Source organism: Citrobacter sp. B72 (assembly GCF_016894305.1).
In the GTDB taxonomy this organism is placed as follows: Bacteria; Pseudomonadota; Gammaproteobacteria; order Enterobacterales; family Enterobacteriaceae; genus Citrobacter; species Citrobacter portucalensis.
The window spans coordinates 4482325-4508500 of record NZ_CP069801.1 but is presented as its reverse complement, the minus strand read 5'-3'; the positions used below and the strand labels follow the sequence as shown (position 1 = coordinate 4508500).

Annotated in this window: 23 protein-coding genes, 4 pseudogenes and 1 riboswitch; of the genes and pseudogenes, 12 read left to right on the top strand and 15 right to left on the bottom strand. The window is 51.1% G+C overall.

Going from position 1 to position 26176, the window contains the following annotated elements:
• Positions 1–86: 86 nt before the first annotated feature.
• Both JQN59_RS21590 and JQN59_RS21585 read left to right on the top strand, forming a co-directional pair.
• Positions 87–1202 carry an efflux RND transporter periplasmic adaptor subunit gene (locus JQN59_RS21590; RefSeq protein WP_009652501.1) on the top strand — a complete coding sequence of 372 codons (1116 nt, stop codon included), beginning with the start codon at positions 87–89 and terminating at the stop codon, positions 1200–1202.
• Positions 1199–4258 (top strand): efflux RND transporter permease subunit, encoded by a 3060-nt coding sequence (locus JQN59_RS21585; RefSeq protein WP_016154444.1) that lies wholly within the window; start codon positions 1199–1201, stop codon positions 4256–4258. The genes JQN59_RS21590 and JQN59_RS21585 overlap by 4 nt, the downstream gene beginning before the upstream one ends.
• A gap of 168 nt (positions 4259–4426) precedes the next feature.
• Here JQN59_RS21585 and JQN59_RS21580 read toward each other — a convergent pair whose 3' ends face one another.
• The 6 genes from JQN59_RS21580 to JQN59_RS21555 all read right to left on the bottom strand — a co-directional run bounded on the left by JQN59_RS21580 (position 4427) and on the right by JQN59_RS21555 (position 8915).
• Positions 4427–4687 (bottom strand): cation-transporting P-type ATPase, encoded by a 261-nt coding sequence (locus tag JQN59_RS21580; protein ID WP_016154443.1) that lies wholly within the window; start codon positions 4685–4687, stop codon positions 4427–4429.
• Between the two features lie 109 nt (positions 4688–4796).
• Positions 4797–5171 (bottom strand): fluoride efflux transporter CrcB, encoded by a 375-nt coding sequence (gene crcB / locus JQN59_RS21575; RefSeq protein ID WP_016154442.1) that lies wholly within the window; start codon positions 5169–5171, stop codon positions 4797–4799.
• Between the two features lie 34 nt (positions 5172–5205).
• Positions 5206–5841 (bottom strand): 2,3-bisphosphoglycerate-dependent phosphoglycerate mutase, encoded by a 636-nt coding sequence (locus JQN59_RS21570; protein ID WP_223175621.1) that lies wholly within the window; start codon positions 5839–5841, stop codon positions 5206–5208.
• 377 nt (positions 5842–6218) lie between these two features.
• Positions 6219–7505, bottom strand: coding sequence for a phosphopyruvate hydratase (eno, locus tag JQN59_RS21565; protein WP_009652415.1), 1287 nt, complete (start codon positions 7503–7505; stop codon positions 6219–6221).
• A 15-nt stretch (positions 7506–7520) separates the two neighbouring features.
• Positions 7521–7949 (bottom strand): universal stress protein, encoded by a 429-nt coding sequence (locus JQN59_RS21560; protein ID WP_009652460.1) that lies wholly within the window; start codon positions 7947–7949, stop codon positions 7521–7523.
• Positions 7950–7952: 3 nt separating this feature from the next.
• Positions 7953–8915 carry a DHHA2 domain-containing protein gene (locus JQN59_RS21555; RefSeq protein WP_009652407.1) on the bottom strand — a complete coding sequence of 321 codons (963 nt, stop codon included), beginning with the start codon at positions 8913–8915 and terminating at the stop codon, positions 7953–7955.
• A gap of 42 nt (positions 8916–8957) precedes the next feature.
• Positions 8958–9032, bottom strand: a riboswitch (Fluoride riboswitch).
• 116 nt (positions 9033–9148) lie between these two features.
• On the opposite strand from JQN59_RS21555, the pseudogene JQN59_RS27280 reads away from it, so the two are divergent.
• Positions 9149–9292: pseudogene (locus tag JQN59_RS27280) on the top strand (Tn3 family transposase); the annotation flags it as partial.
• Positions 9293–9412: 120 nt separating this feature from the next.
• Here JQN59_RS27280 and JQN59_RS21545 read toward each other — a convergent pair.
• Positions 9413–9625 (bottom strand): YdgH/BhsA/McbA-like domain containing protein, encoded by a 213-nt coding sequence (locus JQN59_RS21545; protein ID WP_009652456.1) that lies wholly within the window; start codon positions 9623–9625, stop codon positions 9413–9415.
• 290 nt (positions 9626–9915) lie between these two features.
• On the opposite strand from JQN59_RS21545, the gene JQN59_RS21540 reads away from it, so the two are divergent.
• Positions 9916–10266, top strand: a complete 351-nt coding sequence (locus JQN59_RS21540) for a DUF3147 family protein (RefSeq protein WP_016154441.1) — start codon at positions 9916–9918, stop codon at positions 10264–10266.
• Positions 10267–10637: 371 nt separating this feature from the next.
• Here the strand turns inward: JQN59_RS21540 and tnpC are convergent, their stop codons facing one another.
• From tnpC to JQN59_RS21520, 4 genes and pseudogenes are all read right to left on the bottom strand, one after another.
• Positions 10638–12173: an IS66 family transposase gene (gene tnpC, locus JQN59_RS21535; protein ID WP_032430836.1), complete on the bottom strand. Its 1536-nt coding sequence runs from the start codon at positions 12171–12173 to the stop codon at positions 10638–10640.
• A gap of 49 nt (positions 12174–12222) precedes the next feature.
• Positions 12223–12570 (bottom strand): IS66 family insertion sequence element accessory protein TnpB, encoded by a 348-nt coding sequence (gene tnpB / locus JQN59_RS21530; protein ID WP_000609174.1) that lies wholly within the window; start codon positions 12568–12570, stop codon positions 12223–12225.
• Complete coding sequence (gene tnpA, locus JQN59_RS21525) at positions 12567–12950, bottom strand: IS66-like element accessory protein TnpA (protein ID WP_001201739.1); 384 nt, start codon at positions 12948–12950, stop codon at positions 12567–12569. Before tnpA ends, tnpB begins: the two co-directional genes overlap by 4 nt.
• A gap of 30 nt (positions 12951–12980) precedes the next feature.
• Positions 12981–13634, bottom strand: a pseudogene (locus JQN59_RS21520) (ISNCY family transposase); the annotation flags it as partial.
• A gap of 58 nt (positions 13635–13692) precedes the next feature.
• On the opposite strand from JQN59_RS21520, the gene JQN59_RS21515 reads away from it, so the two are divergent.
• The 3 genes and pseudogenes from JQN59_RS21515 to JQN59_RS21505 all read left to right on the top strand — a co-directional run bounded on the left by JQN59_RS21515 (position 13693) and on the right by JQN59_RS21505 (position 15670).
• A protein-coding gene (locus tag JQN59_RS21515; protein ID WP_085954962.1) for an IS3 family transposase occupies positions 13693–14843 on the top strand; the annotation gives its coding sequence in 2 pieces (ribosomal slippage) (positions 13693–13954 and positions 13954–14843; 1152 coding nt in all).
• A gap of 30 nt (positions 14844–14873) precedes the next feature.
• Positions 14874–15023 (top strand): annotated as a pseudogene (locus JQN59_RS21510) (integrase core domain-containing protein); the annotation flags it as partial.
• Between the two features lie 437 nt (positions 15024–15460).
• Positions 15461–15670: a YdgH/BhsA/McbA-like domain containing protein gene (locus JQN59_RS21505; RefSeq protein ID WP_032443218.1), complete on the top strand. Its 210-nt coding sequence runs from the start codon at positions 15461–15463 to the stop codon at positions 15668–15670.
• A gap of 240 nt (positions 15671–15910) precedes the next feature.
• On the opposite strand, the pseudogene JQN59_RS21500 reads toward JQN59_RS21505, so the two are convergent.
• Positions 15911–17107 (bottom strand): annotated as a pseudogene (locus tag JQN59_RS21500) (IS3 family transposase).
• A 489-nt stretch (positions 17108–17596) separates the two neighbouring features.
• On the opposite strand from JQN59_RS21500, the gene JQN59_RS21495 reads away from it, so the two are divergent.
• Positions 17597–17926 carry an NIPSNAP family protein gene (locus JQN59_RS21495; RefSeq protein ID WP_016154439.1) on the top strand — a complete coding sequence of 110 codons (330 nt, stop codon included), beginning with the start codon at positions 17597–17599 and terminating at the stop codon, positions 17924–17926.
• Positions 17927–18243: 317 nt separating this feature from the next.
• Positions 18244–19266: an IS110 family transposase gene (locus JQN59_RS21490; protein WP_001567660.1), complete on the top strand. Its 1023-nt coding sequence runs from the start codon at positions 18244–18246 to the stop codon at positions 19264–19266.
• A gap of 466 nt (positions 19267–19732) precedes the next feature.
• On the opposite strand, the gene JQN59_RS21485 is transcribed toward JQN59_RS21490, so the two are convergent.
• Both JQN59_RS21485 and JQN59_RS21480 read right to left on the bottom strand, forming a co-directional pair.
• On the bottom strand, positions 19733–20869 hold the full coding sequence (locus tag JQN59_RS21485) for a hypothetical protein (protein WP_009654824.1): 1137 nt from the start codon (positions 20867–20869) through the stop codon (positions 19733–19735).
• Positions 20862–21488: a Cap15 family CBASS effector gene (locus tag JQN59_RS21480; RefSeq protein WP_016154438.1), complete on the bottom strand. Its 627-nt coding sequence runs from the start codon at positions 21486–21488 to the stop codon at positions 20862–20864. Before JQN59_RS21480 ends, JQN59_RS21485 begins: the two co-directional genes overlap by 8 nt.
• Positions 21489–21896: 408 nt before the next feature.
• On the opposite strand from JQN59_RS21480, the gene JQN59_RS21475 reads away from it, so the two are divergent.
• The 3 genes from JQN59_RS21475 to JQN59_RS21465 all read left to right on the top strand — a co-directional run bounded on the left by JQN59_RS21475 (position 21897) and on the right by JQN59_RS21465 (position 25432).
• Positions 21897–22481 carry an MFS transporter gene (locus tag JQN59_RS21475; protein ID WP_009654820.1) on the top strand — a complete coding sequence of 195 codons (585 nt, stop codon included), beginning with the start codon at positions 21897–21899 and terminating at the stop codon, positions 22479–22481.
• Positions 22482–22764: 283 nt separating this feature from the next.
• Positions 22765–24903: an AAA family ATPase gene (locus JQN59_RS21470; protein WP_009654821.1), complete on the top strand. Its 2139-nt coding sequence runs from the start codon at positions 22765–22767 to the stop codon at positions 24901–24903.
• A 280-nt stretch (positions 24904–25183) separates the two neighbouring features.
• Positions 25184–25432 (top strand): hypothetical protein, encoded by a 249-nt coding sequence (locus tag JQN59_RS21465; protein WP_016154436.1) that lies wholly within the window; start codon positions 25184–25186, stop codon positions 25430–25432.
• A gap of 384 nt (positions 25433–25816) precedes the next feature.
• Here JQN59_RS21465 and JQN59_RS21460 read toward each other — a convergent pair whose 3' ends face one another.
• Positions 25817–26017: an ArsR/SmtB family transcription factor gene (locus JQN59_RS21460; RefSeq protein WP_425267832.1), complete on the bottom strand. Its 201-nt coding sequence runs from the start codon at positions 26015–26017 to the stop codon at positions 25817–25819.
• Positions 26018–26176: the final 159 nt, after the last annotated feature.

The window sequence follows — 26176 nt, the reverse complement described above, 5'->3', positions numbered from 1 at the left end:
TTTCTTGACCAAATCTTGATGGTTCGTCGAACGTATCTGGACACACCTGCGGTTTACTCATGGCAGCATTTTTTCCGGAGGCTGCCATGCCATCATATTCATTCATCCCCCTGATAGCGTCTTTGCTTTTCTGGCGACGGGGCTCAGCCCTGGTTTTCGCCCTCGCCCTGCAACTGACCGGCTGTGATAATGAGCCGGTATCCCGCCATGTCCCACCAAGACCGGTGATGACCACGGAGGTATCTGCCGGCAATCATGGCGGACAGACGCTGATGACCGGTGAAATATTGCCCCATGAAGAGACGATTATCGGCTTCCGTACCGATGGCCGGATGGTGAAACGACTCACGGATGTGGGGCAGTCAGTGGTTGCCGGGCAGGTACTGGCTGAACTGGATGATACCGATTTGCGTAATCAGTACCGCAGTGCTCAGGCGGCAGTACAGGAAGCCGAGGCAAGCGCCAGGCTTGCTGAGATAAACCTGCGACGCATGACGCTGCTTGCCCCGCAGGGTGCGGTTGCCCGGGTTCAGCTTGACGAGGCCCGCACAAACCGCGACACGGCAACAGCAAAACTGCAGAGCGCTCAGGCCGACCTGAGCAGTGCAGCGGACCGTCTGGGGTATGCGCGACTGCTCTCACCGGTTACCGGGGTGGTCACCACCGTCAGCGCCGGTCCGGGACAGGTAGTGACCACCGGACAGGAAATCCTGCGGGTGGCGCAGTCAGGGGCCCGTGATGCGGTCTTCAGCGTACCGGGGGCTCTGGCTGACACCCTGAAACAGCAGCAGACACTCACCCTGCGTATGGCGGATAACCCGTCGGTGTCGGTAACCGGAACGCTGCGTGACATCAGCCCGCAGGCCGACACACAGACCCGGACCTGGCGGGTACGCTATGACCTTGAGAATGCACCCGCGGTAATGGCTATGGGGGCGACGGTCACCGGGTCATTACCCCTGGGCGGCAGTGAAGTGTTTCAGGTACCGGCATCTGCCCTGACGAGGAAAGAACAGAAACCGGCAGTGTTCGTGGTGGACACCGGCAAAAATCGCCTGCGCCTGACACCCGTTGACATTGCGGCCTATATGACCGATTCGGTGCTCATCCGCAAAGGGCTGACAGCCGGTGAACAGGTGGTCACTGCCGGGGTCAGTCAGTTACGTGACGGGGAAAACGTGCTGACGGAGAACCAAAAATGAAAAATGTTATGCACGCTTCCGGCGGTTTTAATCTTTCTGCCTGGGCACTGGCCCACCGACAACTGGTGGCTTTTCTGATGCTGATGGTCACGGTGACAGGCGTCATGAGCTTTCTAAATCTGCCGCGCAGCGAAGATCCGGCGTTTACCATTAAGACCGCCGTGGTGTCGGCACAGTGGCCGGGCGCAACGGTAAAAGATACCGTCAGTTTCGTCACCGACACGCTGGAGAAGAAGCTCCAGGAAATCCCACATCTGGATTATATCGAGAGTTACACGCGTCCGGGCTCGTCGGTGATTTTTGTGAACCTGCGTGATGACACACCGCCGTCAGAGGTTGCGGGTATCTGGTATAGCGTGCGGAAAAAGATGGACGACATCCGGGCATCCCTGCCGGACGGCACCACCACCCCGGCCGTGGATGATGAATTCGATGATACATACGGCACAATTTATGGCTTCACGTCGGACGGCTTCACTCCCCGGCAGTTACGCGATACCGTCGATGATATCCGGACATCTCTGCTGGCTGTTCCGGGAACAGGGAAAGTTACGCTGCTGGGTGACAGCGAACAACAGGTGGTGATTGCTTTTGATCCACTGAAACTGTCGGGAATGGGACTCGATCTTCAGCAGGTGACGGCGGCTCTGCAGGCACAGAATGCCGTCACGCCCGCCGGACGTATCCGGACATCACAGGAAAATATGTCGGTGGAAGTCAGTGGCGCCTTCACATCCGTGGACAGCCTGCGGCAAATTGTGCTGCATACCGGAAACCGTTTTATCCCACTCACCGATTTGGCCACGGTCACACTGCAGCAGGCAGATCCGCCCTCACCGGAGTTTAGGGTTAACGGTAAACCAGCACTCGGGCTGGCGATTTCGATGGCTCGCGGTGGAAATATTGTTGATTTTGGTCGGGCGCTGAACGCGACGATGGACAGGATCCGCACGCATCTTCCTTACGGGATCAGTGTGGAGAAGGTGGCAGACCAGTCGGCCGTAGTCAGTGACGCGGTGGGAGGATTCGTCCAGGTGCTGGTTGAGGCCGTTATTATTGTGCTGGCCGTTTCTTTTGTTTCGCTGGGCAGCCGGGCAGGTCTGGTGGTCGCCGTGGCCATTCCGCTGGTGCTGGCCATGACATTTACCGGGATGGAACTGGCCGGAATAGGGCTACAGCGAATCTCCCTCGGTGCCCTGATCATTGCACTGGGACTGCTGGTTGATGATGCCATGATCACCGTAGAAGCCATGGTGTCGCGGCTTGAGGCTGGCGATGCCCTGAGTGTGGCCGCCACGCAGGTATTTCGTACCACCGCGTTCCCGATGCTGACGGGGACACTGGTGATGATTGCCGGATTTATACCGGTGGGATTTGCGGCATCGAGCGCAGGAGAATACTGCTACTCCCTGTTTGTGGTGGTACTGACAGCGCTGCTGAGCTCATGGCTGGTTGCGGTTCTTTTCTCGCCGCTTACCGGCGTCTGGTTACTGCCGGAACAGCATTCACATCAGTCACATAAGCACAGTTTCTTTCACCGTCATTATACCCGCCTGCTCGACCGGGTGATGCAGCACCGGCGCAAGACACTCGGTTGTGCCCTGGCGATACTGATATTGTCCGGGGGCGGAGCCCTGCTGATGCAGGGTGAGTTTTTCCCAGCGTCCGATCGCCCGGAGCTGCTGGTGAGCCTGACTCTGCCGCAGAATGTCAGCCAGGCACAGACGCACCGCGACGTCCTGAAGTTTGAAGCGAAGTTGCGCGATAATCCTGATATTGACCATTACTCAAGCTACATCGGTTCCGGCGCTGTGCGTTTTTATCTGCCGATGGATGTTCTGCTGCAGAAAGAGAACATTGCCCAGCTGGTCGTAGTGGCGAAAAATGAAGCGGCGAGAAACCGGCTGCAGAAACAGCTTGAGCAGATCCTGTCGAAAGATTTCAGTACGCTCACAACCCGGGTATCCACACTGGAGCTGGGCCCTCCGGTGGGCTGGCCGGTCAGATACCGGGTATCCGGGCCGGATAATACCCGTGTACGTGAACTGGCCACGCAACTGGCAGGGATGATTGCCCGCAATCCCGATACCCGGGGTGTCAATCTGACGTCCGGTGAACCGGAGCGGGTCATCCGTCTGCGGGTGGATCAGACGCAGGCGCGTGCCACCGGCATGACGTCTCAGTCACTGGCAGGAACGCTTGCCACGCTGTTTTCCGGAACCACCGTGACCACCCTGCGCGACCGTAACCGCCAGATTGATGTGGTGCTGCGGGGAAATGAAGCCTCACGACAAAACCCGGCGTTACTGAATGCTCTGATGCTGACATCATCGACCGGGAATAAAGTTCCCCTGGGACAGGTCGCCACGCCAGAATGGACGCTGGATGATCCGGTTATCTGGCGTCGGCAGCGGTTGCCGTTTATCACGGTTCAGTCGGATACCGCGCCCGGCGTTCGTGCAGAGACCGTGTCATCGGCACTCTCTCCGGTGGTTGCCGGTTTCCGGGAGAGTCTCCCGCCGGGTTACAGTGTGGAGGAAGGTGGAGTGGTTGTGGAATCGGAGAAAGGAAACAGCTCAGTGTATGCGGTATTGCCTGTCACGCTGATGGTGATGCTGTTACTGCTGATGATTCAGTTACAACGCTTTTCGTCGATGCTGCTGGCCCTGCTGATGGCACCGTTTGGTTTGCCTGGGATAGTTGTGGCTATGCTGCCTTTTGGCATACCGATGGGGTTTGTGGCGCTGCTGGGGATCATTGCACTGGCCGGGATGATCATCCGTAATGCCGTCATTCTTATTAGCGAAGTGGATGTGGGGATGAAAAATGGTTTCACTGCGGATGAGGCGATCAAAGTCGCCGCGCTGCACCGTTCACGCCCCATCATGCTGACCGCTTCGGCGGCCATTCTCGGGATGCTGCCGATTGCCCGGGATGTTTTCTGGGGACCGATGGCATTTGCCATTATTGGTGGGCTGCTTTCAGCCACACTGGCAACGCTGACACTACTGCCGGCAGCAATAAGTCTAATCTTTCACTGGAAACCGTATCCCTGACGAGTCCTGCCGTATCATCGCCTAGTGCTTCGACTAATGATTGCAACCCGCGGATATGGGGATGACCGTCGCTGCCGGTTGCGACTGCTAGGATCATGGCGCCGGACGCCGCCATGACCTGCTGGATCGTGGTGAACTCAGGAGGGGATTCGGCGTGTGAGACAGCGACTATCTGTGACCTCCGAATGAGGTGAATGGATGGTTCGTCGTTGTCTGAGCGCGCACTGGTTCAGTCGTCTTTCCCAGAACCACTTCAAGTACCAGCGCAATTTCGAGCATCCAGGGGATGGGACCCAGCAGACGTTTGAGGATAGCACGCACCTGGTCCGGAGGCTGTTCACGCACTTCGTTATAGCCACATTGACCCAGCCGGGTCTGCACCTCGGCTTCGGAAAGTCCCTTCACGATATTCTCAGGGAGCATCTCCATACACCCTTCTCCGGAAATACCTGACCCGGCAGGTCAGGTATGTTGTTATGGCGATAAAATGAAAATCTGCCGGAGACATGGCGCGGTTAAGTGTATGGCGCATATGCTTTTACAGCAGTGTCATCACAAAGAAACCAGTGGCAGTCATCAGAAGCGAGCCAGTTACGTGCGTCAGTACGGAAATGACAGCCCATGCATAATTGCCATTCTGAAGTAACACCACCACCTCAGCAGAAAAGGTGGAAAAGGTTGTCATACCGCCACATATGCCGGTGGTAATAAAAAACTTCCAGGCGGGATCAAGGTGAGGCTGCCGGACAAAAAAGGCCAGTGCCATACCGATGATAAATCCGCCAACCAGATTAACCACCAGGGTACCAGGTGGAAGATTGGGGAAAAGTGCATTGAGACGCATGGACAGTATCCAGCGGATCACACAGCCGATCGATCCGCCTATCACCACCGCGAATAATGATTTGTACATACCACCTCGCTGAAATCAGGGCACCATCAGACCGTCATTCAAGGGAATAACGTGCGGTGATGGCCCGTTTTTCATTCATTTCATACAGTACGGGGATTCCCGTCAGGACATGCAGATCGGGAACCTTATTTTCATCAATCTGCTCAATAAACATGGTCAGCGCACGCAGTGTATTAGCATGACTGACCAGCAACATGGTTTCGCCACTGGCGACGCGCAGGACAATGACGTGGTGCCAGTAAGGCAACAACCTTCGTTGCGTCATTTCCAGACTTTCTCCCCCCGGCAAATCCGTCAGGGACACATGACGATAACGTGCCTCACGATGAAGTGAAGCAGGTGCATCCGGCAACGGAGGGGAGATACCACGATAGCTCCTCCGCCAGTGATAAACGATTTTCTGGCCAATCTGTTGAGTGGCTTCATCTTTGTTCATTCCCTGAAGCGCACCGTAATGACGTTCATTTAACCGCCATGATTTGTCCACCGGTAACCACAATTGATTCAGCGCTTCCATTATCAGCCAGAGCGAATGAATTGCCCGGTTCAGAACGGATGTGCAGGCTCCATCTATGATTGTAGTGGCACACTGATTCCGGACCGTTTTATCAGGTTTGCTGCGCGCCGGGTTTCCTCCACTCCTTTCAGCATCAGCGGGACATTTTCCCATCCGGTAAAACGATTTTGCGATTCAACTAACTTTCGCCATGGCGGAGTAAAATAATTTTCCCCATAACAACTACCTGTCTGTCACCCACAACTGAACCGGAAGGACCTGAACCCGTTGAGTTGTTTGTACTGATTACCCGGATTTACCTGGACTCCGGTCAAGGAGGTGACGCATCAGAAGATGGGCACCGCTCCCGATGAACAGCGCGATTACAACGGCACTGGTATCATCCGGCAGTATATTAAAAAAGGCATCAGCGATCAGGAAAACCAGACAGTTTGCCTGGATCCCCGTTGCTGTTACAGTATGAGTATTTTTCCGTTCACAGAACCACCCTACCCCTTCCCGTATCTGAGCATACGGGAAGGGTGACGGAATCAGCGTTTTTTGAAGGCGGCTTTACCGGCGAAGATGGCGGCATCACCTAATTCATCTTCAATACGCATCAGTTGATTGTATTTCTCAATGCGCTCCCCACGGCTGGGTGCACCGGTTTTCAGGTGACCAGCCCGCAGGCCGACGGTCATATCTGCAATGAAGCTGTCCACGGTTTCCCCGCTCCGGTGCGAAATAAAGGTTCCCCAGTTGTTATCCTGACACAACTGGACGGCTTCGATGGTTTCACTCAGGGTGCCTATCTGGTTCAGTTTGATCAATGCGGCATTGGCCAGGTTTTCATCGATACCTCGCTGGATATATTTCACATTGGTCACAAAGATATCATCGCCAACCAGCTCAACTTTATCGCCGAGCGCGCGGTGCAGGAGCTGCCAGCCGGCCCAGTCGTCTTCCGCAAGGCCATCTTCAATCAGGACTATCGGGAAATCCTTCACCAGTTGCTCATAGTAGCGGGTCATTTCGTCGGCGCTGAGCCGGGTATTTTCGGTACGCAGGGTATATTTCCCATCGACGTAGAATTCACTGGAGGCCGGATCCATGCAAATAACGATATCTTCGCCTGGGCGGTATCCCGCCTTGCTAATTGCCTCCACGATAAGCTCCAGCGGCTGACGGTTTGAGGAAACGGCCGGTGCAAAACCGCCTTCATCGCCCACGCCGGCGGATAAACCTTTTTCCAGCAGGACCTGACGCAGGGCCTGGTAGACCTCACTGCCCCAGCGAATAGCTTCGCGTACGGAAGAGGCTCCCCATGGTGCAATCATAAACTCCTGAAAATCAGCGCCCTGCCAGCGGGCATGAACTCCGCCGTTAATGATATTCATACAGGGAACCGGCAGCAGATTCGCGCCGACGCCACCCAGATAGCGGTAGAGCGGGGTAGAGGATAGTTGTGCCGCCAGGCGGGATACTGCCAGCGATACGCCAAGGATCGCATTAGCACCCAGCCGGCCTTTGTTTTCTGTGCCATCAAGGGCAATCAGACAGTTGTCGATTTCTTTCTGGCGGCGTACATCGTAGCCCTGCAGGGCATCGTTAATTTCGGTATTGACGCACTGGACCGCATCCTGAACACCTTTACCGCCAAAACGTGTCTTGTCATCATCGCGATGCTCGATGGCTTCACGGGAGCCGGTGCTGGCACCGGAAGGAACGGAGGCACGGGCCATACTGCCCCCTACAGAAGTCACTTCAACCTCTACGGTCGGGTTACCGCGGGAATCCAGAATTTCTCTTGCGATGATACATTCAATTTCAAAGCTCATAAGTTTGACCTTCTTTTAAGGGGCTGGAATATGTTTAATCAGAACATCAACAGAAAGGTGATTGATGAATTCGAAAGAAAAGGAGGAAAAAACCCCGAACAGGCGGTTTTCATGCCCCAGCATGACCAGATCGATATCTTCATGCTGAACAACGGCCTCAACGTCCCGGAAACGATGGATGCTGACGATGGACCTGACGTTGATATCAATACTGCTGGACTCCACCAGACGGCTAAGCATTGCCTTTGCATCAATAACTTCGCGGGACTGACGGTCTTTGGTTAATGAGTCACTGGTATAATCCAGTTCCCTATAGTCAGCACTGAGATGCCCGACAGTAATACGGGTGCCCATCTCTTTTGCCAGACGTTCTGCCTGCTCAAGCAACAGCAGACCATCGGTTTCATTCTGTACAAGTAACAAGGCATGCCGGTAAATTTGCATAAATCACCTCTTATAAGAAGCGAAGCGGTTGGTCAGCCAGGGGAGGATTTCTTTTTTCCGGCTTGTCATGCCGGGCAGCGATACCTGGCGGGAGCCTGTCAGGCTGCTGTCTGAAAAAAGCAAAACGGAGTTCCGGCTGGTAATGTCTGTCACCATCAGGATCACCATGTCCAGCACGCTGTCCTTGCAGGTTTTATCCATTTCCTGCAGTAGCTCAGGCAACAGGGGAGTAATATCAGCCATGTCGCGGACCTCAATTTGTGACAACAACAGCGGCACATCATGGATCCGGTAATTTTTGGCGTCACGATTGAGTAAAACCGACGCGGATTGCCCGGTTATATCTGTTTTGGCTCGCAGCAGCCCTGTCACAAACTGGTCATAATCGATACCGGCGATTTCCCGCAAAACAGCCACGGATTCCTGATCCTGAGTGGTGGTGGTGGGACCCGTCAGCGCAACGGTATCACTGAGGATCGCCCCCATCAGCAACACAGCCTGAGCGGCAGTCAGCGGCATCGGAATGTCATGCATGAGAATTGAGAGAATTACTGTTCCGCAGCATCCTACCGCCCGCACCCAGACATCCGGTGGATTGCGGGTAACAAGGGTACCAATACGATGATGGTCAATGATGCCGATGACGTTGCTGTCCATCAGCGAAGACGGTCCCTGCTCTGCATCCGTAAAATCAACCAGCCATACGGTTTTATCTGTCAGATCGACGGTGAGTAAATCGGGTTGTGAAACACCCGCAGCGTTGAGGATATAACGGGTTTCCGGGGTGATATCCCCCAGGCGCCAGGGCGTTGCGGGACGACCGGTGTAATTAAGCCAGTCAGCCACAACCAGCGCGCTGCAAATAGCATCGCTGTCAGGATTTCGATGACCGAAGACATAAATCGGATTATCTCTTTGAAAAGAGAGAGATTCTGCGGTAAGCGGTAATGTGGTTTTATTTTGCATAGCTATACCTGACATACATGCCTATAAGAGGACAACTTCATCTGTATATCAGGCGCCATCATCCGGTGTTGAAAAACCGGCGGTTGGGAAAGGTGGAGCACCATCACCTTGTAAATCAATCTTATATGGGCCTTTGCATTAAATCAATATTTATTGTTGGCCCTCGGTTTCGTACACACAAGTACATCCTGTCCCGCCAAAAACGTTTACAATAGTGCGCCGAATGAAGCAATTTATACCTTCTTAATTATATTTATGATGAGTATTATCGCCGACGTATCCTGACTCAGCTTAACCGGAGAGAAGGTCGTAATGCAGTGGCTAGGGCAATCTGTTATGGCCAGCGTGGTGAGATCAGAAAACGTTACAGTGAGGGATTGCGTGTGAGGTCGCCAGCGGAACCAGATGCATCCCACTGGGGGACAGCCAGTCCGGCTATTTGCTCTGCGACCATCTCTTGCGTTAACTGGTCAGGTTCAGGGTAGTACAGTCCCGGGTTACTTATCTAGGACTGCAGTCATGCGGGCAAAGTTGTTCTGGTCAGCACTGGTGATGCGGTAGGACGAAGCACCGGATTCCTTGGCGATAGCGGCAATTTTCGCTTCCGCGTTGCTGAGTGTGTCAGCAGTAACACTGACTGACTGGGCGAAGCCAGAGAAAGAGACTACGGAGAGCATACTGGCAGCAACAAGCAGTTTGATATTTTTCATGGTCATATTCCTTGGGTTATCTGGTCATCTGGTGATACCGGCATCATCGCCGTCTCACCTGTTGATGTGCATTAAAAACCCTGTAGTAAATACAGGGTCAATAAGTTATTTTGTAAATTATTGTTGGCTGTGTTTTTTCGTTTTCATACAACCCAGCTCTTGAAAGAGCCTCACCGTGGCTGACGAGGCATGAGAAAATACGGCCGTAACAGACACCGCGAAACCGGGATTGCGCTGGGGAGATAGGTCGGTGCAGGGCCGTTAACTTACAGGATTAGTGAGGGTTTATGATGTTATGGCTACTGATTAAGTACGCGATCACCGCCGGAATGGTTGTTTTTATCTCTGAAGTTGCCAAGCGTAGTGATCGGCTTGGTGGTCTTGTCGCCGCGCTTCCCCTGGTTACTGTGCTTGTGCTCGTGTGGATGAAGCTGGAAGGACAGAGTCAGCAAAAAATAGCCAATCATGCGTGGTATACATTCTGGTATGTAGTGCCGACACTACCTATGTTTTTACTATTCCCTGTTTTCTGTCAGCGATTTGGCTTTTGGATCACGCTGGGTAGCTGCTGCGTCGTAACCGTCCTTATTTTCTTTTTGTGGGCCAGTGCGTTACGCCGTTTTGGCATAAATCTGATGTGATAATGTACGCTGTTGTGAAGCCAACTGCACTATTGCCGGAGGAAACACCGACTAACTCCGAACCATATCAGGCTTTTTAACAGGATAAGAGAGTTTTCAAGGGGGCCGGCTTCCTGCCGGAAGCGCGGTTCTTTCTGTCAAAGACAAATTCAGATGTTCTGGGGAGGTGCGGATATTACAACTATTATACTCGCTGTCTTTCCTTATTGATAATGTCACCCTGATTTCCCGGTTTTAAATGTCACTTTCTGCTGATTTCTGATGAAGAAAAAAGGGCAGTGAGCTCATTTTTTCAGGCTTGATTTGAAAAGAGAGGGTTCAGCCAGAACCGTAAGCGTGCAGTGAGAACCGTATTGACGAAGTGAAGCTGGTCAGGCAGGCAGAGTAACCCGCCACGGGAGCAGAGCACCCACCCGGTTCACAGGCCAGTCGGCGATGACATCAAGTACATAATGCAGATAGCGTTCCGGATCCACGCCGTTTAATTTGCACGTCCCGATAAGACTGTACAGTGACGCACCGCGCTCACCACCATGATCCGAGCCGAAGAACAGCCAGTTTTTTCTCCCCAGACTGACCCGTCGTAGGGCGTTTTCGGCAATGTTATTATCCACCTCCACCCAGCCATCTTCTGCATAGCGGATCAGCGCCGGCCACTGGTTCAGCGCATACCCGAACGCCTTCGCCAGTTCTGAGTGCCTTGAGAGGGTTTTCTGTTTCTCCCGCAGCCACCCCTCCAGTGACGCCAGCAGCGGCAGCACTTTTTGGTGCCGGACTGCCTGCCGTTCCTCTGCTCTTTTACCTCTGATCTCCGACTCGATGGCATACAGCTCGCCGATCCGTTTCAGCGCCTCCTCCGTCAGGACTGACGGGGTACGGACGTGAACATCGTGGATTTTTCGGCGGGCATGGGCCCAGCACGCGGCTTCCTTTATATGGCCGTCGCGGTAGAGCTCGTTGAACCCGGCGTAGGCATCAGCCTGCAGTACGCCACTGAAGCCTGCAAGATGGGTCTGAGGGTGGATACCTTTTCTGTCCGGGCTGTAAGCGAACCACACTGCGGGGGCCAGCGCTGATCCGGCGTTGCGGTCGTCTCGAACGTACGTCCATAAGCGCCCGGTCTTCGTCTTCTTATTGCCCGGCAACAGCACCGGGACAGGCGTATCGTCAGCATGGAGTTTGCCGTCGGTCAGGACATAGTGCTGAAGGGCTTCATCCAGCGGTGCCAGCAGACGACAACACGCATCCACCCAGCCCGACAGTACAGAACGACTCAACACTACACCCTGGCGGGCATAGATCTCCGACTGGCGATACAGCGGTGTGTGCTCTGCATACTTTGAGGTCAGCACTCGGGCCAGCAGCCCCGGTCCGGCGATCCCCCGTTCGATGGGGCGCGAAGGAGCCGGGGCCTGAACGATGCGATCGCACCGACGGCAGGCATGCTTTTCACGGACTGTCCGGATAACCCGGAAGGCGCTGCGCATCAGCTCCAGCTGTTCGGCGGCATCCTCACCCAGGTAACTCAGCGAACCACCGCACTCCGGGCAACGCGGCTCAGTCGGCAGCAGCCGCTTCTCATCCCGTGGGAGTGACTCAGGGAACGGTTTGCGGGTGCGGGTCTGACGCAGCGGGCGCTGCACTGCCGGGTCATCCACCCGGCCGGTCAGCGTATCGCTTTCCTGCTGCAGCAGGTTCAGGTCAGCTTCCATTTGCGCGATACGGCGGGATACCTTTTCGGAACGACTGCCGAAGTTCATCCGGCGCAGCTTATCCAGTTGCGCCTGCAGATGGTCTATTTCGCGTTCCCGGTTGCTCAGCTTTTCCTGCAGGGCGTGGATCAACGCTTCCTGTTCGGCCAGGCGCTGTTTCAGCAGAAGGATGTCGTCAGAAGAGGTATCGTTCATAAGCCTGTATTTTACCAGGCTTATTCTGCGACAACCAGGATAAAGAGCGCTACAACATGGTCAGGGATGTCAGTAACCGCTTTGGCTGTCGCCAGTCGATACCTTCCATCAGCATCGCCAGTTGCGCCGGCGTCAGGAACACTTTGCCATCGCGGGCTGAGGGCCAGGCGAAGCGACCACGTTCCAGTCGCTTTGTCAGCAGGCACAGACCATCGCCGGTGGACCAGAGCAGTTTTACCTGACTGCCGCTGCGTCCCCGGAAGATGAAGACGTGGCCGGACATCGGGTCATCTTTCAGCGCGGTCTGCACCTTTGCGGCGAGGCCATTGAAGCCGTTGCGCATATCGGTGATACCGGCAACCAGCCAGATTTTTGTGCCTGCGGGAAGATTTATCATACCGGCCCCCGCATCAGTTCGCGCAGGACAGTGCTCATGAGTTCAGCAGAGGGATGAGTCAGTGTTATTTCTCCTCCCCGACATTTTATGTGGCAGGTAGCGGGAGGAGAGCAGGATGGTAGTTCGAAGGTTGGGAGAGAAGAGCCCGCCTGAAGCTGCACGGGTATCAGGGCAGGAAGCGACGATGAGTTTTTTCGGGGCCGACAGACCCGCCCTTCACGCTGCCAGAGCCTTATCCATTTAAAGAGCAGGTTATCATTGACGTCATGTTTCCGGGCCAGTGCGGCAATACTGCCTTCTTCTTCAAGAGCCAGCCTGACCAGTTCCATTTTGAATTCAGGGGAATAGTGTTTCCGGGGAAGTCTTTCTTTAGCGCGCATGAGGTGTCCACCTGCAAAATAAGTGGGTGCTTAAGTTACAGGATCCTGGATTCGGGACCAGACGGTACTCAGACGACGCTTACCCAGAACCGGATTGATGGCTCTGAGCTGAGCCTGAATCTGTGCCCGCCTTTTAGGCATACTCTGGCTGCGCCTTTCTTTTTCCTGCGGCTTCAAGCTCATCCTGTTTTTCCTTCGCCAGCTTCAGCACCGCGTCAAGCCTTTTGTTATCAACGATGCGCCCCTGACTGATGCAGTCCAGCTTATCGAACATCTGATATTTCAGTGTTCTGTTTCCATGGCGGAATTTGAGCGTACCGTCCGTATAATCAAAAGCGAGGATTTCTTCTCCGACTATGCGTGAGTTTTCGTCAGTGGGATCAACCAGATAAAGGATTTTTTCATACTGAAAAGTCAGTGCTTTTGAGAGCGTCCGAAGCGTCTGCCAGGCGAAAATGTCGTCCAGTTCCAGGTGGCTCTCTAGACCGTGCGGTGAAGGTTTTTCGGGTATTTTGCCAGTCTGGCAAAGCGGTGGTTGAAGTCGCTGATGAACGTTTCGATCCAGGCGTTGGCGGCATCAATGCAGGTGATATTCTCCAGGCACATCTCCTTAACCAGCCGCTCCTGCAGCGTCAGGTTGGCGCGCTTAACGCGGCCCTTGGCCTGAGAGCTGTTGGCACAGATACCCGCCAATAGTGGACACGCGACTAAGTGAGTAAACTCTCAACCAGAGGTAGCTCACATGACTAAATCAGTAACCGTCAGTAAAAAGCCGCGTAAACAGCACACTCCCGAATTCCGCCAGGAAGCTCTGAAGCTTGCTGAACGCATTGGCGTCGCTGCCGCTGCCCGCGAACTCAGTTTGTATGAATCGCAACTCTATGGCTGGCGAAAAAAACAACAGCAACAACTGACATCATCTGCACGCGAAAGCGAACTGGATGCTGAAAATGCCCGGCTTAAACGCCAGCTTGCGGAGCAGGCAGAGGAGCTGGCTATTCTCCAAAAGGCCGCGACATACTTCGCGAAGCTCCTGAAATGAAGTATGTTTTTATCGAAAAATATCAGGCTGAGTTCACCATCAAAGCCATGTGCCGGGTGCTGCGCGTGGCCCGTAGCGGCTGGTATGCCTGGTGCTCCCGGCGTCATCAGATAAACACGCGACAGCAGTTCCGTCTGGCCTGTGATGCCGCGGTTCTCAGAGCATTCACTGATGCAAAACAACGGTATGGTGCGCCACGGCTTGCGGATGAGCTCCCGGCCTACAACATCAAAACGATAGCTGGCAGCCTGCGTCGCCAGGGGCTTCGGGCAAAGGCAGCCCGCAAGTTCAGCCCGGTCAGTTATCGTGAGCATGGCTTGCCTGTGTCTGAGAACCTGCTGAAGCAGGACTTTTACGCCAGCGGCCCGAATCAGAAGTGGTCGGGAGACATCACCTACTTACGCACCGATGAAGGCTGGCTGTATCTGGCAGTGGTGATTGACCTGTGGTCGCGAGCTGTCATCGGCTGGTCAATGGCACCGCGAATGACGGCACAACTGACCTGCGATGCGTTGCAGATGGCGCTGTGGCGGCGTAAACGCCCGAAAAATGTCATTGTTCATACTGACCGTGGCAGCCAGTACTGTTCAGCGGACTATCAGGCGTTGCTGAAGCGGCATAATCTGCGCGGGAGCATGAGCGCGAAAGGCTGCTGTTACGACAATGCGTGTGTGGAAAGCTTCTTCCACTCGCTGAAAGTGGAATGCATCCACGGTGAACGCTTTATCAGCCGGGAAATGATGAGAACAACTGTATTTAATTATATTGAGTGCGATTACAATCGCTGGCGTCGCCACAGTGCCTGTGGTGGGCTCAGTCCTGAACAATTTGAAAACCAGAACCTTGCTTAGGGCCGTGTCCACATTACGTGGGTAGGATCAGTTCACACCAGGAAAACGATTAATGACTGGCGGCAGGATTATAACGAGTGCCGTCCACATTCATCGCTGGATTACCAGACTCCAGCTGAATTTCCAGCAGGCTGGCGAAACGGGAAATATGAAGAAAAACCAACCGACATTACTAATTGAAGGTTATATCTAATCCTGGGGTCAGTCCAGTTTATTTAGACAGTTTTGGCATTTCATGTCACGTGATTTAATGTCTGGGTATTTATTCTTTTGATCAGAGTAAAGCTAGAGTTGTTTGAAGGGAAGGGGATAGGAATGCGTGAGTTCCAGCCTCCAATTACCTGCAAAGACATATTTTGAAACCTATATAAATGGGGTAAGAAAAAATATCTTCAGTGTAAAACGATATAAAAATTGCCATATCTTATTGATTATGAGTGAATTTTATTGTTTAAGAAAAATTTCTCGATAAGTGGATGTTCAAGACAGTCAGCGCTATATAAAAAATACAATAAAAAGTATTGACCCTATAGTAGTTGCAGGGTTTTTAATGCTCATCAACAGGAAACGAGCAGTATGCTCTTATGATGAACATTAACTTTACTAGGGTTATCACTATGAAAAATATCAAACTTCTCGCAGCAGCTGGTTTTCTCTCTGTTGTCTCATTCTCTGGTATGGCGCAGACGGTCAGCGTAACTGCTTCCACTCTTGACAGTGCAGAAGCAAAAATTGCTGCTAAAGCAAAAGAAGCACAAACGTCATACAAAATTCTCTCTGCGTATACTGGTAATCGAGTGCATATGACCGCTAAATTAGGGGATTAATAGATAATCATTTTAGGGTATCTATAGGAATATATACCTTGATAAAATCTGCCACTATATACTAATTTTTAATGCTTGATATGCCACATGTTTTTTCCTTGAATAGACTTTAGCGGACTGCTGATAAAGAGTCCGTATTTTTTTAATGTAATACTAATAGTTAAGTATGGTTTTTTATCCGTGCAAATATTTTAGCTCCACGTCCTCTTTGTGGAGTTGCCCCCGCTAAAACGGACACGGTTAATTTATAGCTAGCAGCGAACTTCTGTATTCCCTTGGTGACTGCATTTTCAGCCCTTTATGGGGATGCCAGTTATTATAGTCTTCCATCCATTCCGTCAGTTTTCACATCACTGTCATGGCATCCGGCAGGTCATTAACATACACGTAGTCACGCTTGAACGTTTTAACGAACGATTCAGCCATCCCATTGCTCTCCGGACTGCGCACTGGCGTCGTACACACGATGAACCTGAGTGAGGTGGCGAACGTTCTTATTGAGTCCGCTATGTAGCAACAGCCATTATCGGTCAGCCACTCAACGGCATGTGGCAGGTAAAGCGTATTGCCAAAGCGCTTTTCCACACTCTCTGTCAGCAGATCCTGCACCATAACGCTGTTTATTCCACCTGTTGTCGCCGACCAGCAGATGGCTTCGCGATCACAGCAGTCAAGGCTGAACACTACCCGCACGACTTCCCGATTCAAGCAGCGGATTTCAACACCAGTGCGTATCCGGCTTGAGTGTCACGACGTTGCCGGTATGACTGTGCTCTGGCTTTCTATGGCCAGATTTTGCCAGCAACAGGTTATTCGCCTGCATGATCCGGTAAATGCGTTTGTGGTTAACCCGCCAGTTTTGTTCCTTCAGCGCACGATTGAGGTGTGCCGTCACGCGACGGTAGCCGTTTGTCGCCCGCTCGCTGCATATCTGGCGGATAAGCGGTAACAGTCGGGCGTCATCATCTTTGCTATAGCGGGCTGGCCGCTGCTGGCGCTTCTTTAGCAGCCGTTCATAAAGATTCGAACGCGATACGCAGAGCACTTCTGCTATTCGGATGAGGAGGTATCGTCCGGTGGCAGCAATGGCATGCGCGATATCAACTTTTTTGCCTAGGCTATCTCAAGCGCGTTCCTATGGATTTCGGCTTCCATCGTCTTGCGGCCCAGCATTTGTTCAAGCTGTTTGACTTTTTTCTCCAGCGCTTGGACCTCGGAGACACTGACGACCTCGTCGCCAGCGACGATCGCAGACTTTCCACCCTCGTTCATGAGCCGTTTCCACTTAAAAAGAAGACTGGGTGTGATGTCATATTGCCGGGCAACGAGTGAGACGGTGTAGCCGGGCTGCATGGCGAGCGCAACAAAACGGGCTTTCTCTTCAGGAGTATAACGACGGCGTTTTTGCTCGCCAGTGATCACTTCGATTCTTTGCACAGGACACTCCTTAAACATAGCTCTATGACTATGTCTTACTGGTGAGGTGTCCGGTTCAAACGGAGGCTATTACCCTTTGATATTTTCACTTTTTTGATTCATTCTCAATGCCGATGCTTGGTTAAATCAGAGAAGCGTTCATCATCAGCTATCAACCGGTGCTTTTACGATTTAAGGGGTTAAGACACCGCTCACTATTCTATTCCGTTAGCCTGACTCTGTGATTTCCCGAACATAGTTCAGTGTTCTGAACAGATAAAACCAGCATATTTCTGTCCGGAGCGTCAGACAAGATTGTCTGATAAAGGGGGAGCTGCTCCTTGCAGATTAGAGCATCTCTATGTTAGCAACGTCCGCTCCTGGCACGCATGAGACATTCAGAGCCATAACTGCTGGGGACAGCCTGGCAGTCCAGTTCTTCTGTTCGGTTTCACGACTACACGTCGCCATAATTCGCTATGATGAGAAAAACAGAATAGGATATCGAAGATGAAAACTGTCGAATTTTTGCTGTACACCCTCAAACCCGGTACTGGAAAAGACTTTCATAGAATAATGAAAGAAGTGAGTGTTCCACTTCACCGTTCAGTGGGAATGGATGTTATTTCTTATGGTATATCAGCACATGACGACGATGCTTACTATCTGATCAGGGCTTATAACAGCCTCTCTCACCTGAAAACTGCCCAGGACACCTTTTATGATAGCGAAGCATGGCGTCATGGTCCCCGGCAGGCCATTATCGATAGAATAAGCATCAGCGTTAAATCGGTACTGACTCTCACTGAGAGTGCCGTTGAGCATTTACGAACCCACTGACCCTATCGCTATACGTCATGGTAAAGCCGGGATAGACACACCAGCAAGACGTTACTGTTATTCAGTACATCAGAGATGAGGCTACCGCCTCACATGCTGAATGCGGGATGTTTGACCGGCATCTATGAGCGAAGAGCGGAAGTTCGCTTTCGGAAAACCTAATCCATGTGCCAGAGGGTCTCTGAAAGAGAATGGGGCGTTTAAGTGGGGTACTTACAAAAAATCAGCCTTAACGAATGGAAGGGACTTCCCCTGATTATGCGCCTGATTAACTCTTGTGCAATCATGGGGTAAACACAACCCCGGAGGGATTCGTTATGACCATTACTACTGTCGGTATCGATCTTGCTAAAAATGTGTTCGCTGTTCATTGCGTTGACCAGAATGGCAAAACCGTTCTGGTTAAATCCAGAGTAACCCGCGCAGCTCTTCCCGGGCTGATTGCTGGTTTGCCGCCCTGTGTTATCGGGATGGAGGCGTGCTCCGGGGCTCATTACTGGGCAAGACTGTTTCGGCAGTATGGTCATGAGCCGCGTCTGATGGCCGCTAAATTTGTATCGCCTTACCGCATGGCTGGTAAATCAGGGAAAAATGATGCAGCTGATGCTCAGGCTATCTGCGAGGCGGTTCGTCGCCCACATATGCGGTTTGTGCCGGTTAAGGATGAGAGCCAGCAGGCAATGCAGTGTCTGCATCGTACCCGACAGGGTTTTATCGAAGAGAAAACAGCAACATATAATCGTCTCCGGGGGTTGATATCTGAATTCGGCGTTATCGCCCCACAAAGTACAGATGCCCTGCGCCACATAGTTTTTGAGCAGAAGAATTCTTTACCACTTCAGGTTCAGCAATGTGTTGATGATTTGCTGGAGCACGTTGCTCGCATTGAAGATAACATCGCTGAATATGACCGAATTTTGTCCCGCATGGCCAAAACAGATCATCGCAGTCAGCGGCTGATGGAATTGAAGGGCGTTGGCCCCACAACGGCCTGTGCGCTGGTCGCCAGTATCGGTAATGCACATGATTTTAAGAATGGGCGCCAGCTGGCAGCCTGGCTGGGACTGACACCATCGCAGTACAGCAGCGGCGGAAAGTCGAAGCTTGGCAGGATAACGAAAGCTGGCGATTCGTATCTGAGAACACTTCTGGTTCAGGGTGCCCGCTCGGTACTGATCGGGGCGGAGAAAAGGACTGATTTATTCAGTCGTTGGGTCTGCTCACTGGTCGAACGCAGAGGATACTGGCGCGCTGTTGTTGCCATCGCTGCCAAAAATGCAAGACTGTGCTGGGCATCATTGCATTACGGTGATGATTTCAGGTTGTACTCAGCTAGCTAAAGTACAAAGCTGTATGACCATCTGTTCTGCAACTCGTTGATGATAAAGGGTTAGACCCCGTGAGGTATATCTGCTTATTGTACAGGGCAAGTGTACCCGACTAACGAACTAGAGCCTCACGAGCGTCTTTCATCAGGGTCCGAATCGATGACGATTCATCATGACCGTTTATAGTACCGCAGTCTCTCCCCTTTATTTTTTTACTATAGTGCAGACAGAAACCGTAAACACCGGCGTTGACATGCCGGGGAAGCCCTTATAGTACAATAATTTTCGATATCCAAACTGACCCCATTAAGAGTTATCCAGCATGTATGTCTCTTCAATCAACGATTAGTACGGAGACTCATACTAAACTGGAAATAAATCTCATAATAGCGCTTAAGCCGGAATGACTAGCGCTGTCCGGCAAATAGTCGCGGATGATTCAAGATCCACTTATTAAGTGGATCTTGATAGCATCCTGTTAGTAAACCGCTTGTTTTATAAGTAAAATTCCTTTGGCGGGTGTGTAATATTCAGTAGGCTGGCCGGTTATTTCACGCAGCACCTCAGTGACAATACTATTGACCATTCCCGTCAGTTTAAGCAATTCGGCAAAAGTTTCATTCTTGTCAATTATCTTTCTGGTGCCATTTGGAACGTAGAGCAGCATTGCAGCATTAGGGTTCTGTGCAAGATAATTTAGCCATCTGTGAGTCTCTACAAGGACAGCCAGCTCGTAGTATTGGCTATGTCGGAGATTGTTACCATCTGCGTGGTACATCAGCGAGGCAATATCATAACTACTGAGTTCAATTTTAGTACCCTCAGCTTCACTATCCGCTTTTAGTGTCTTAAGAAAACGAATAGACTTACGCAATCCTCCATTACATTGATCGCATTTGTCTTTAATTCGTTTGATGTGGAGGAAAGGTAGGTTGTAGATACGTTGACGTGTGTTTTTATCTATAATAGTGACCCCACGTTGATCTACATCTTTAGTATGTTGGTACTCTTTGGTATCCCACCAGATGCTTGGCACCACATCCACTTCTCTCTGCAAAGACCCTCCCGTTATTCTCAAAGATTTGGCGTTGTTGTCATCAACATCTGCCGCAGGGAAAGTTGCTTTCAGGGCATCCCTAGCGGCATCCCTGAGTTCAAGGATGACATCCCCATCATTTTTGTTCGTAGGGGTGTAGCGGCCAATACCGTCGCTATCATAAATAAGCATCTGAGTGTCTATAATCAGCAGATCCACATCACTGAAACTTTTAATATGAATATCCAGTGGTACAGAGCCTTGGACACGAAACTCCAGATTAAGATCTAATTTCTTTACCAGTTGGTTCTCAATACGCTTGGCAGTTTCAAAAGAAATTTCGGTATAGCGGTTATCAACCGGTTGCATGGCACCTATAACATAGCGGGTTGCAGAATCTTGTTTTCCCCTGGTTTCCCAACTTTCATTTAAATCCAGGAAACCTTCTAGCAAAGCATAGTTTTCCAGTCCATCAATCCTCTGGTTACTGATTGACTCTCTGGCTACGTTTAATTGATCGAATGTCCCTTTACGACGAGACTTCATGCGTTCAATTCGCGCACTAAATGAATTAGACATTGTCGATCCTAGTGATTGTCATTGTTCCGTAAGTAGCCCGGCCTTGACCGTTAAAATAATGGCCTTCAGCAGATTTGAGTCCGTCGTCGAACCTGAACTCTGCGAATCCAACATGTGAAGTCAGGTGTTCTTCACCTGTCTTGGGTTGGTTGCGGTAGTTATAAAGCAGCTGGTAACCAATTCCCTCGTCATGAATGATGGAGGCTGTCACACTATCCGAATGCGATGATTGAGTTTTCAGATGAATTCTGACTTTGTCCCATGACTGGACAATTCTCAGCTCACCTTCCCAGGGTTTACCACCTTCAGATCGGGTATGGCCTTCAACATTCCAGCGGCCTGCAAGATTTGGCACACATAAAAATTTCCCGAGGTAGGTGTTATGCCAGAGATTTTTATCAAACCATGTATACAACCCCATGTAGATCCCACCGGCGCTAATAAGTGAAAAAACTGAGGCAGGTATGTGGCTGTTAATGTGAAAGTTTTTCAGCCATTCGATTAGTGTGAGTGCTAGTAAAATCAGAACGAACGATATAACTGAGGCAACAATGGCAATATATCGGCCGACTTTACTGCGGTTAAAACCGCAAATCACAATGTACTCGTGACTTTTCATGAAATGGCGTCCAAGTGAGATGAAAACTAAAAAAACTATATATAGGTAATTTTACTATATCAAACCCTAGATATGGATGGATTGACAGTTATTTCTCGGTATGGTTATCAGAACGAGTTTTAAGTAGATCTGGAAGAAGATACATCCAGATTTCAGTCAGATACCGCCATCGTCATGTCAGCAGGAACCGGATTGATTTCCTCGTTTCATAGCGGTCAGGCTTGCCTGAAAATGATACCTTCGCAGGGAATGTTGATTGAGCTGGGCGGTGTCATTTTTCTGTTTATAGGCGGATTACTTGCAACCCTTGGCTGGCAGTGGCCGTTTTTGCTTCATCTTTTTGCCTAGGTTCTTCTGGTTATGCAGCTGGCGTTTGTGCCGTAACAATTGTCCTCTGGGACAGAAAACATGAATGAAAACGCCGGAGAAAGCGAATCGGTGAGTGCGACTCGATTAGCGCCTGTGCTTTTTGCAGCCCTGCTGTCCATGATTTGCTTCTTCACCAGCATTATCATCATTCCGCAGGTGTTTAGCTGCATGGCTATTGGGGCAGCAGAAACCGGATACTTTCTGTCGTTTATCTCACTGGTCGCCGTCGGGGCTGCTGCGATGATGCCGCGCCTCATAGCGCGTTTACGTGAGTACGGAAATCTGTACACGGCGTTTAGCTGCTACGCTGCCGGACATTTCATATTTTCATTCGCTGATAATGTAGTGTTCTACATCGCTGGCGGGGTTTTAATGAGTTGTGGGTTTGGTCTGTCGGTGCCGCTTGTGAATCATATGACAGTCGAGCAGAGTCACGCTCGCGTCCGGGGACGTAACCTTGCCTGGCTTTCTATGGCTATATTCTCCGGCCAGTTTTTATCATCATTCATGGAAATCATCCTAGGAGATTCATCAGTCGTCTTCCGGGGGACCGCGACAATTGCGGTGGCGGTAATTGTCGCTCTCATGGTGATACACCGGAAACGTCGCTTTAAAACGGCATAACGTCTGTCAGTATCAGCAACGCCGACATTGCTGAGCCGGCTTAGTCTGGTGCGGGTACTGAGGGTGCAAATGTCCGCTCTTGGCACGAAGCGGACATACATCACAAGCGCCGTACATACGCTCTATAAAACAACTGCTCCGGCGCTGCGGTACCAAGGGCGAATCCCGGAGTGCTTTACTCAAAAATGAAACGGTGCTTATATGTTCTGGCTTCAGCTTAAATAATTAATCGGGCCTGCAATATACGGGGCCTGCTCAGTGTCTTTGCCGTAAAGGATTAGGTATGGAAATTGAAATTAATTGCTGTAATAACATCGATAAAGCAAATATAACTCTGGCAGAAAAAAAACTAAATATTAAATTTGCGCCTAACGGCACCGGAAAAAGCACCATTTCCCGCGCGATTCAGTGTACGGTAAACGGGGATGAACAGGGTCTCAGCGACCTGCTTCCGTTTAGATACCGTGGTTCTAATCCCGATGCAGTACAGCCTAGGGTAACTGGTGTCGATGGCCTGCAAAACGTCATGTGCTTTAATGAAAAATATGTCGATCAATTCACTTTTCAACCAGACGAGTTAGTAAGTAATAGTTTTGACATCTTCATCAAAAGTGAAGCGTATCACGAGACAGAACGCGAAATCGAAGCCATGGTCGTGGCCATACGGCAGCAGTTTGCTGATAACGTCGGGCTTGAAGAATTCATCACGCACCTGGGGGAACTCAGCGCCGCATTTAAGCTGAGTAGTACCGGGATTGCAAAAACGTCTACCGGTATGAAAGGCTTATCCGCTGGCAACAAGCTTCAGCACATTCCCGACGGTTTGGAATCTTATAAGCCGTACATCCAAAGTAAAAGCAGCGTAGAGTGGATCGAGTGGCAGACCCGGGGGTATGAGAAATTCTCCGCGCTATCCGACGGCTGCTGTCCGTTCTGTACTGGCGACTCCCGTGAAAAGGCCGAGCAGATTAGCCGCGTCAGCGCGGAGTATGATAAGGCTGTCATTAAAAACCTGATCGGCCTGATCGGCGTGCTAGATAAACTCGGCGAATATTTTTCAGAGCCTGCCCGTGCCCGCCTCGCTGATATTACAACCCTAAAAAGTGGGCTGGAAAAACAGCACGAAGAATATCTCGTGACAGTGAAGAAGCAGACAGACAGCCTGATAAATATGCTGAATACCCTTAAGACTCTTAACGGCTTTACGTTCAGCGCTTCAACCAACGTCAAGGCTGCACTGGAAGCCTGTCGCCTAGACGTGAAGTTTTTCCCGGAGCTGCAGTCGGATAAAACGGCCCGCACCGTAGCCAGTCTCAATACCTCTTTAGACGACCTGACGACGCAGGCCGGACGCCTGCAGGGTCAAATAAATAAGCAGCGTCAGGGCATGCAGAAGCTGATCCTCAAGCATAAAACCGATATCAATACCTTTCTGGCTTACGCAGGCTATCGTTATCAGGTGGATATCACTGGGGAAGGCGATAAATGTCGGCTGAAACTGCGCCACGAAGACTTTGAAGGCTACGTCAGCGGCGGCAGCCAGCATCTCAGCTACGGTGAACGCAACGCCTTTGCCATTGTTCTGTTTATGTATGAATGCTTAGCCAAGAAGCCAGGCCTGATCATTCTTGACGACCCGATTTCATCGTTTGATAAGAACAAGAAATTTGCCATCCTGGAGATGCTGTTTCGCCGCAATACCGGTGAGTGCCTGAAAAATGAAACGGTACTGATGCTGACTCACGATGTTGAGCCTATTATTGATACACTGAAGTCCGTCAGGAAGCTGTTCAGTAATCTGGTTACGGCCTCACACTTGCACTACAGCGCAGGCTGCATCACCGAGCAGCTCATCGGTGAAAGTGATATCCGCACTTTTGCTCAGATCTGCCAGTCTGTCACTGACTCTGATAGTGAAGACATCATCAAGTTGATCTATCTTCGCCGACATTATGAAATTATGGACGACCTCGGTGATGCCTATCAGGTGCTGTCAAACCTTTTTCATCACCGTGAAACGCCCATCGACACCCGTGAACCCGTTGTGCAGGGAGTGGGACATCCTGAAATGTCCGCAGAAAAAGTTGCCTTCGGCTGCCAGGCAATCGCCGATCGCATTCCCGGCTTTGACTACCAGGCCACTTTCGTTCAGCTCACCGACCCGGATCGTATACGTGCGCTTTATCTGCTCTGCCGTAATGGCTACGAGAAACTGCAGGTGTTCAGGTTGCTTCAGACCGGACTCGAGAACGCAGTAATACGTAAATTCATGAATGAGACCTACCACATTGAAAATGAATTTATCTGTCAGCTGGATCCTGCCCGGTTTGATCTCATTCCTGAATATGTCATCAGGGAGTGCGACGCGCTTATACTTCCTCCTCCACCGGCAAATGACGATGCGCTGGAAGAAATTGCCTGACCTGTCGGAGGCGCGAGTATATTAATGCGCTTCAGTTTTCAGTGCGGCTCCAGTCAGGGCCAATAACCACCAGCAGGCGATTACGGTCTGTTACCCGGACCGTTTTCCCCTACCGCAGCGACCTGATGAGCTTCCGGCCTCGCGGCTGGGCCTGACATTCAGAGTGCTGACTGTACCAAGGCAGCGCCACCTCAAGGGAGCAGGAAGGCGACAGGATACATGATCTTGCACGGTAATCGGATGCATTACGGTAAGCAATTCCATCACATGAAGATAAACAATGAACCATCCTGAAATTCACGTCAAAGACTGGATTGATGTGGGCAATCGTGAGTGTGTGGTGCAACGACTTCTTCCTCCAGTGTCTCCCGTCGGCGTCTGTATTGTTGTTCTGAATAAAACCAAACCGACCACCCGGATCGCTGGTTGGAAAGGTGAAAAGTGGTACTTCATGCCCAGCCATGACTTTGGTGGCTATGCAGATGAGTATGATCCCTGTGTACGTGAACTGAAACGGGGCCGTCGCTGACCCCACGAGGTAATGTAGTGCAACTGCGTTTAGGCCAGACTACACGTCACAACACAAGGGCTGCATTCTGATGTTGACCATAACGCATTGTGATGTAGCAATGTCCGCTTTTGGCACGAAGCAGACAAACTAGATTATCCGTGGCTATTCAATAAGCTTGCAAAGCAAGGTTTCTCCTTCATGAGGTGGCCTGCTCACTTCGCTTTATCTGGTGATAGTGAACCATCAGGTATTTATTACATACAAGGGAAGGGGGCAGGTTTCATTATTAAAAGGTTAATTATTAAGGTTTTAATAAATTAATGATGAAACAACTCACCAAAGTAATGAAAAACTAAGGTGAGTTGGAATTACACAAGCTCTACTTATCAAAATTCATTCGGGTTATTCTTCAGCTATGTGAAATACCATGTCCTGAAGAACATGACTTACATGGTGATCCATTATGCTATAAAATATGTACTTACCCTTTCTCTCTCCGCGAACAAGCCTTGCACTTCGTAACAACCTCAGATGATGACTGACCAGAGATTGTGATAACTGGAGCGACTCAGCAATGTCGCCTACAGAGACCGAACCACGCATACAGTAAAGCAGGATTCGTAGTCTTGACTGGTCCCCCAGTAGATGGAAAATCTCGGAAAGTTGCCCAATGTCGTTTTGCGAGAGCATTGATAGATCTGGCTCCGCGACATGATCTGTCGCGGAACAGTCTTGTATGTTGCCGCAATCTGATGTGCTGGA

Excerpts from the sequence above, each read along its gene's own strand:
- JQN59_RS21590 (WP_009652501.1), top strand. The coding sequence starts at position 87 with ATGCCATCATATTCATTCATCCCCCTGATAGCGTCTTTGCTTTTCTGG.
- JQN59_RS21585 (WP_016154444.1), top strand. The coding sequence starts at position 1,199 with ATGAAAAATGTTATGCACGCTTCCGGCGGTTTTAATCTTTCTGCCTGG.
- JQN59_RS21580 (WP_016154443.1), bottom strand. The coding sequence starts at position 4,687 with ATGGAGATGCTCCCTGAGAATATCGTGAAGGGACTTTCCGAAGCCGAG.
- crcB (WP_016154442.1), bottom strand. The coding sequence starts at position 5,171 with ATGTACAAATCATTATTCGCGGTGGTGATAGGCGGATCGATCGGCTGT.
- JQN59_RS21570 (WP_223175621.1), bottom strand. The coding sequence starts at position 5,841 with ATGGGAAAATGTCCCGCTGATGCTGAAAGGAGTGGAGGAAACCCGGCG.
- eno (WP_009652415.1), bottom strand. The coding sequence starts at position 7,505 with ATGAGCTTTGAAATTGAATGTATCATCGCAAGAGAAATTCTGGATTCC.
- JQN59_RS21560 (WP_009652460.1), bottom strand. The coding sequence starts at position 7,949 with ATGCAAATTTACCGGCATGCCTTGTTACTTGTACAGAATGAAACCGAT.
- JQN59_RS21555 (WP_009652407.1), bottom strand. The coding sequence starts at position 8,915 with ATGCAAAATAAAACCACATTACCGCTTACCGCAGAATCTCTCTCTTTT.
- JQN59_RS21545 (WP_009652456.1), bottom strand. The coding sequence starts at position 9,625 with ATGAAAAATATCAAACTGCTTGTTGCTGCCAGTATGCTCTCCGTAGTC.
- JQN59_RS21540 (WP_016154441.1), top strand. The coding sequence starts at position 9,916 with ATGTTATGGCTACTGATTAAGTACGCGATCACCGCCGGAATGGTTGTT.
- tnpC (WP_032430836.1), bottom strand. The coding sequence starts at position 12,173 with ATGAACGATACCTCTTCTGACGACATCCTTCTGCTGAAACAGCGCCTG.
- tnpB (WP_000609174.1), bottom strand. The coding sequence starts at position 12,570 with ATGATAAATCTTCCCGCAGGCACAAAAATCTGGCTGGTTGCCGGTATC.
- tnpA (WP_001201739.1), bottom strand. The coding sequence starts at position 12,950 with ATGCGCGCTAAAGAAAGACTTCCCCGGAAACACTATTCCCCTGAATTC.
- JQN59_RS21505 (WP_032443218.1), top strand. The coding sequence starts at position 15,461 with ATGAAAAATATCAAACTTCTCGCAGCAGCTGGTTTTCTCTCTGTTGTC.
- JQN59_RS21495 (WP_016154439.1), top strand. The coding sequence starts at position 17,597 with ATGAAAACTGTCGAATTTTTGCTGTACACCCTCAAACCCGGTACTGGA.
- JQN59_RS21490 (WP_001567660.1), top strand. The coding sequence starts at position 18,244 with ATGACCATTACTACTGTCGGTATCGATCTTGCTAAAAATGTGTTCGCT.
- JQN59_RS21485 (WP_009654824.1), bottom strand. The coding sequence starts at position 20,869 with ATGTCTAATTCATTTAGTGCGCGAATTGAACGCATGAAGTCTCGTCGT.
- JQN59_RS21480 (WP_016154438.1), bottom strand. The coding sequence starts at position 21,488 with ATGAAAAGTCACGAGTACATTGTGATTTGCGGTTTTAACCGCAGTAAA.
- JQN59_RS21475 (WP_009654820.1), top strand. The coding sequence starts at position 21,897 with ATGAATGAAAACGCCGGAGAAAGCGAATCGGTGAGTGCGACTCGATTA.
- JQN59_RS21470 (WP_009654821.1), top strand. The coding sequence starts at position 22,765 with ATGGAAATTGAAATTAATTGCTGTAATAACATCGATAAAGCAAATATA.
- JQN59_RS21465 (WP_016154436.1), top strand. The coding sequence starts at position 25,184 with ATGAACCATCCTGAAATTCACGTCAAAGACTGGATTGATGTGGGCAAT.
- JQN59_RS21460 (WP_425267832.1), bottom strand. The coding sequence starts at position 26,017 with ATGCGTGGTTCGGTCTCTGTAGGCGACATTGCTGAGTCGCTCCAGTTA.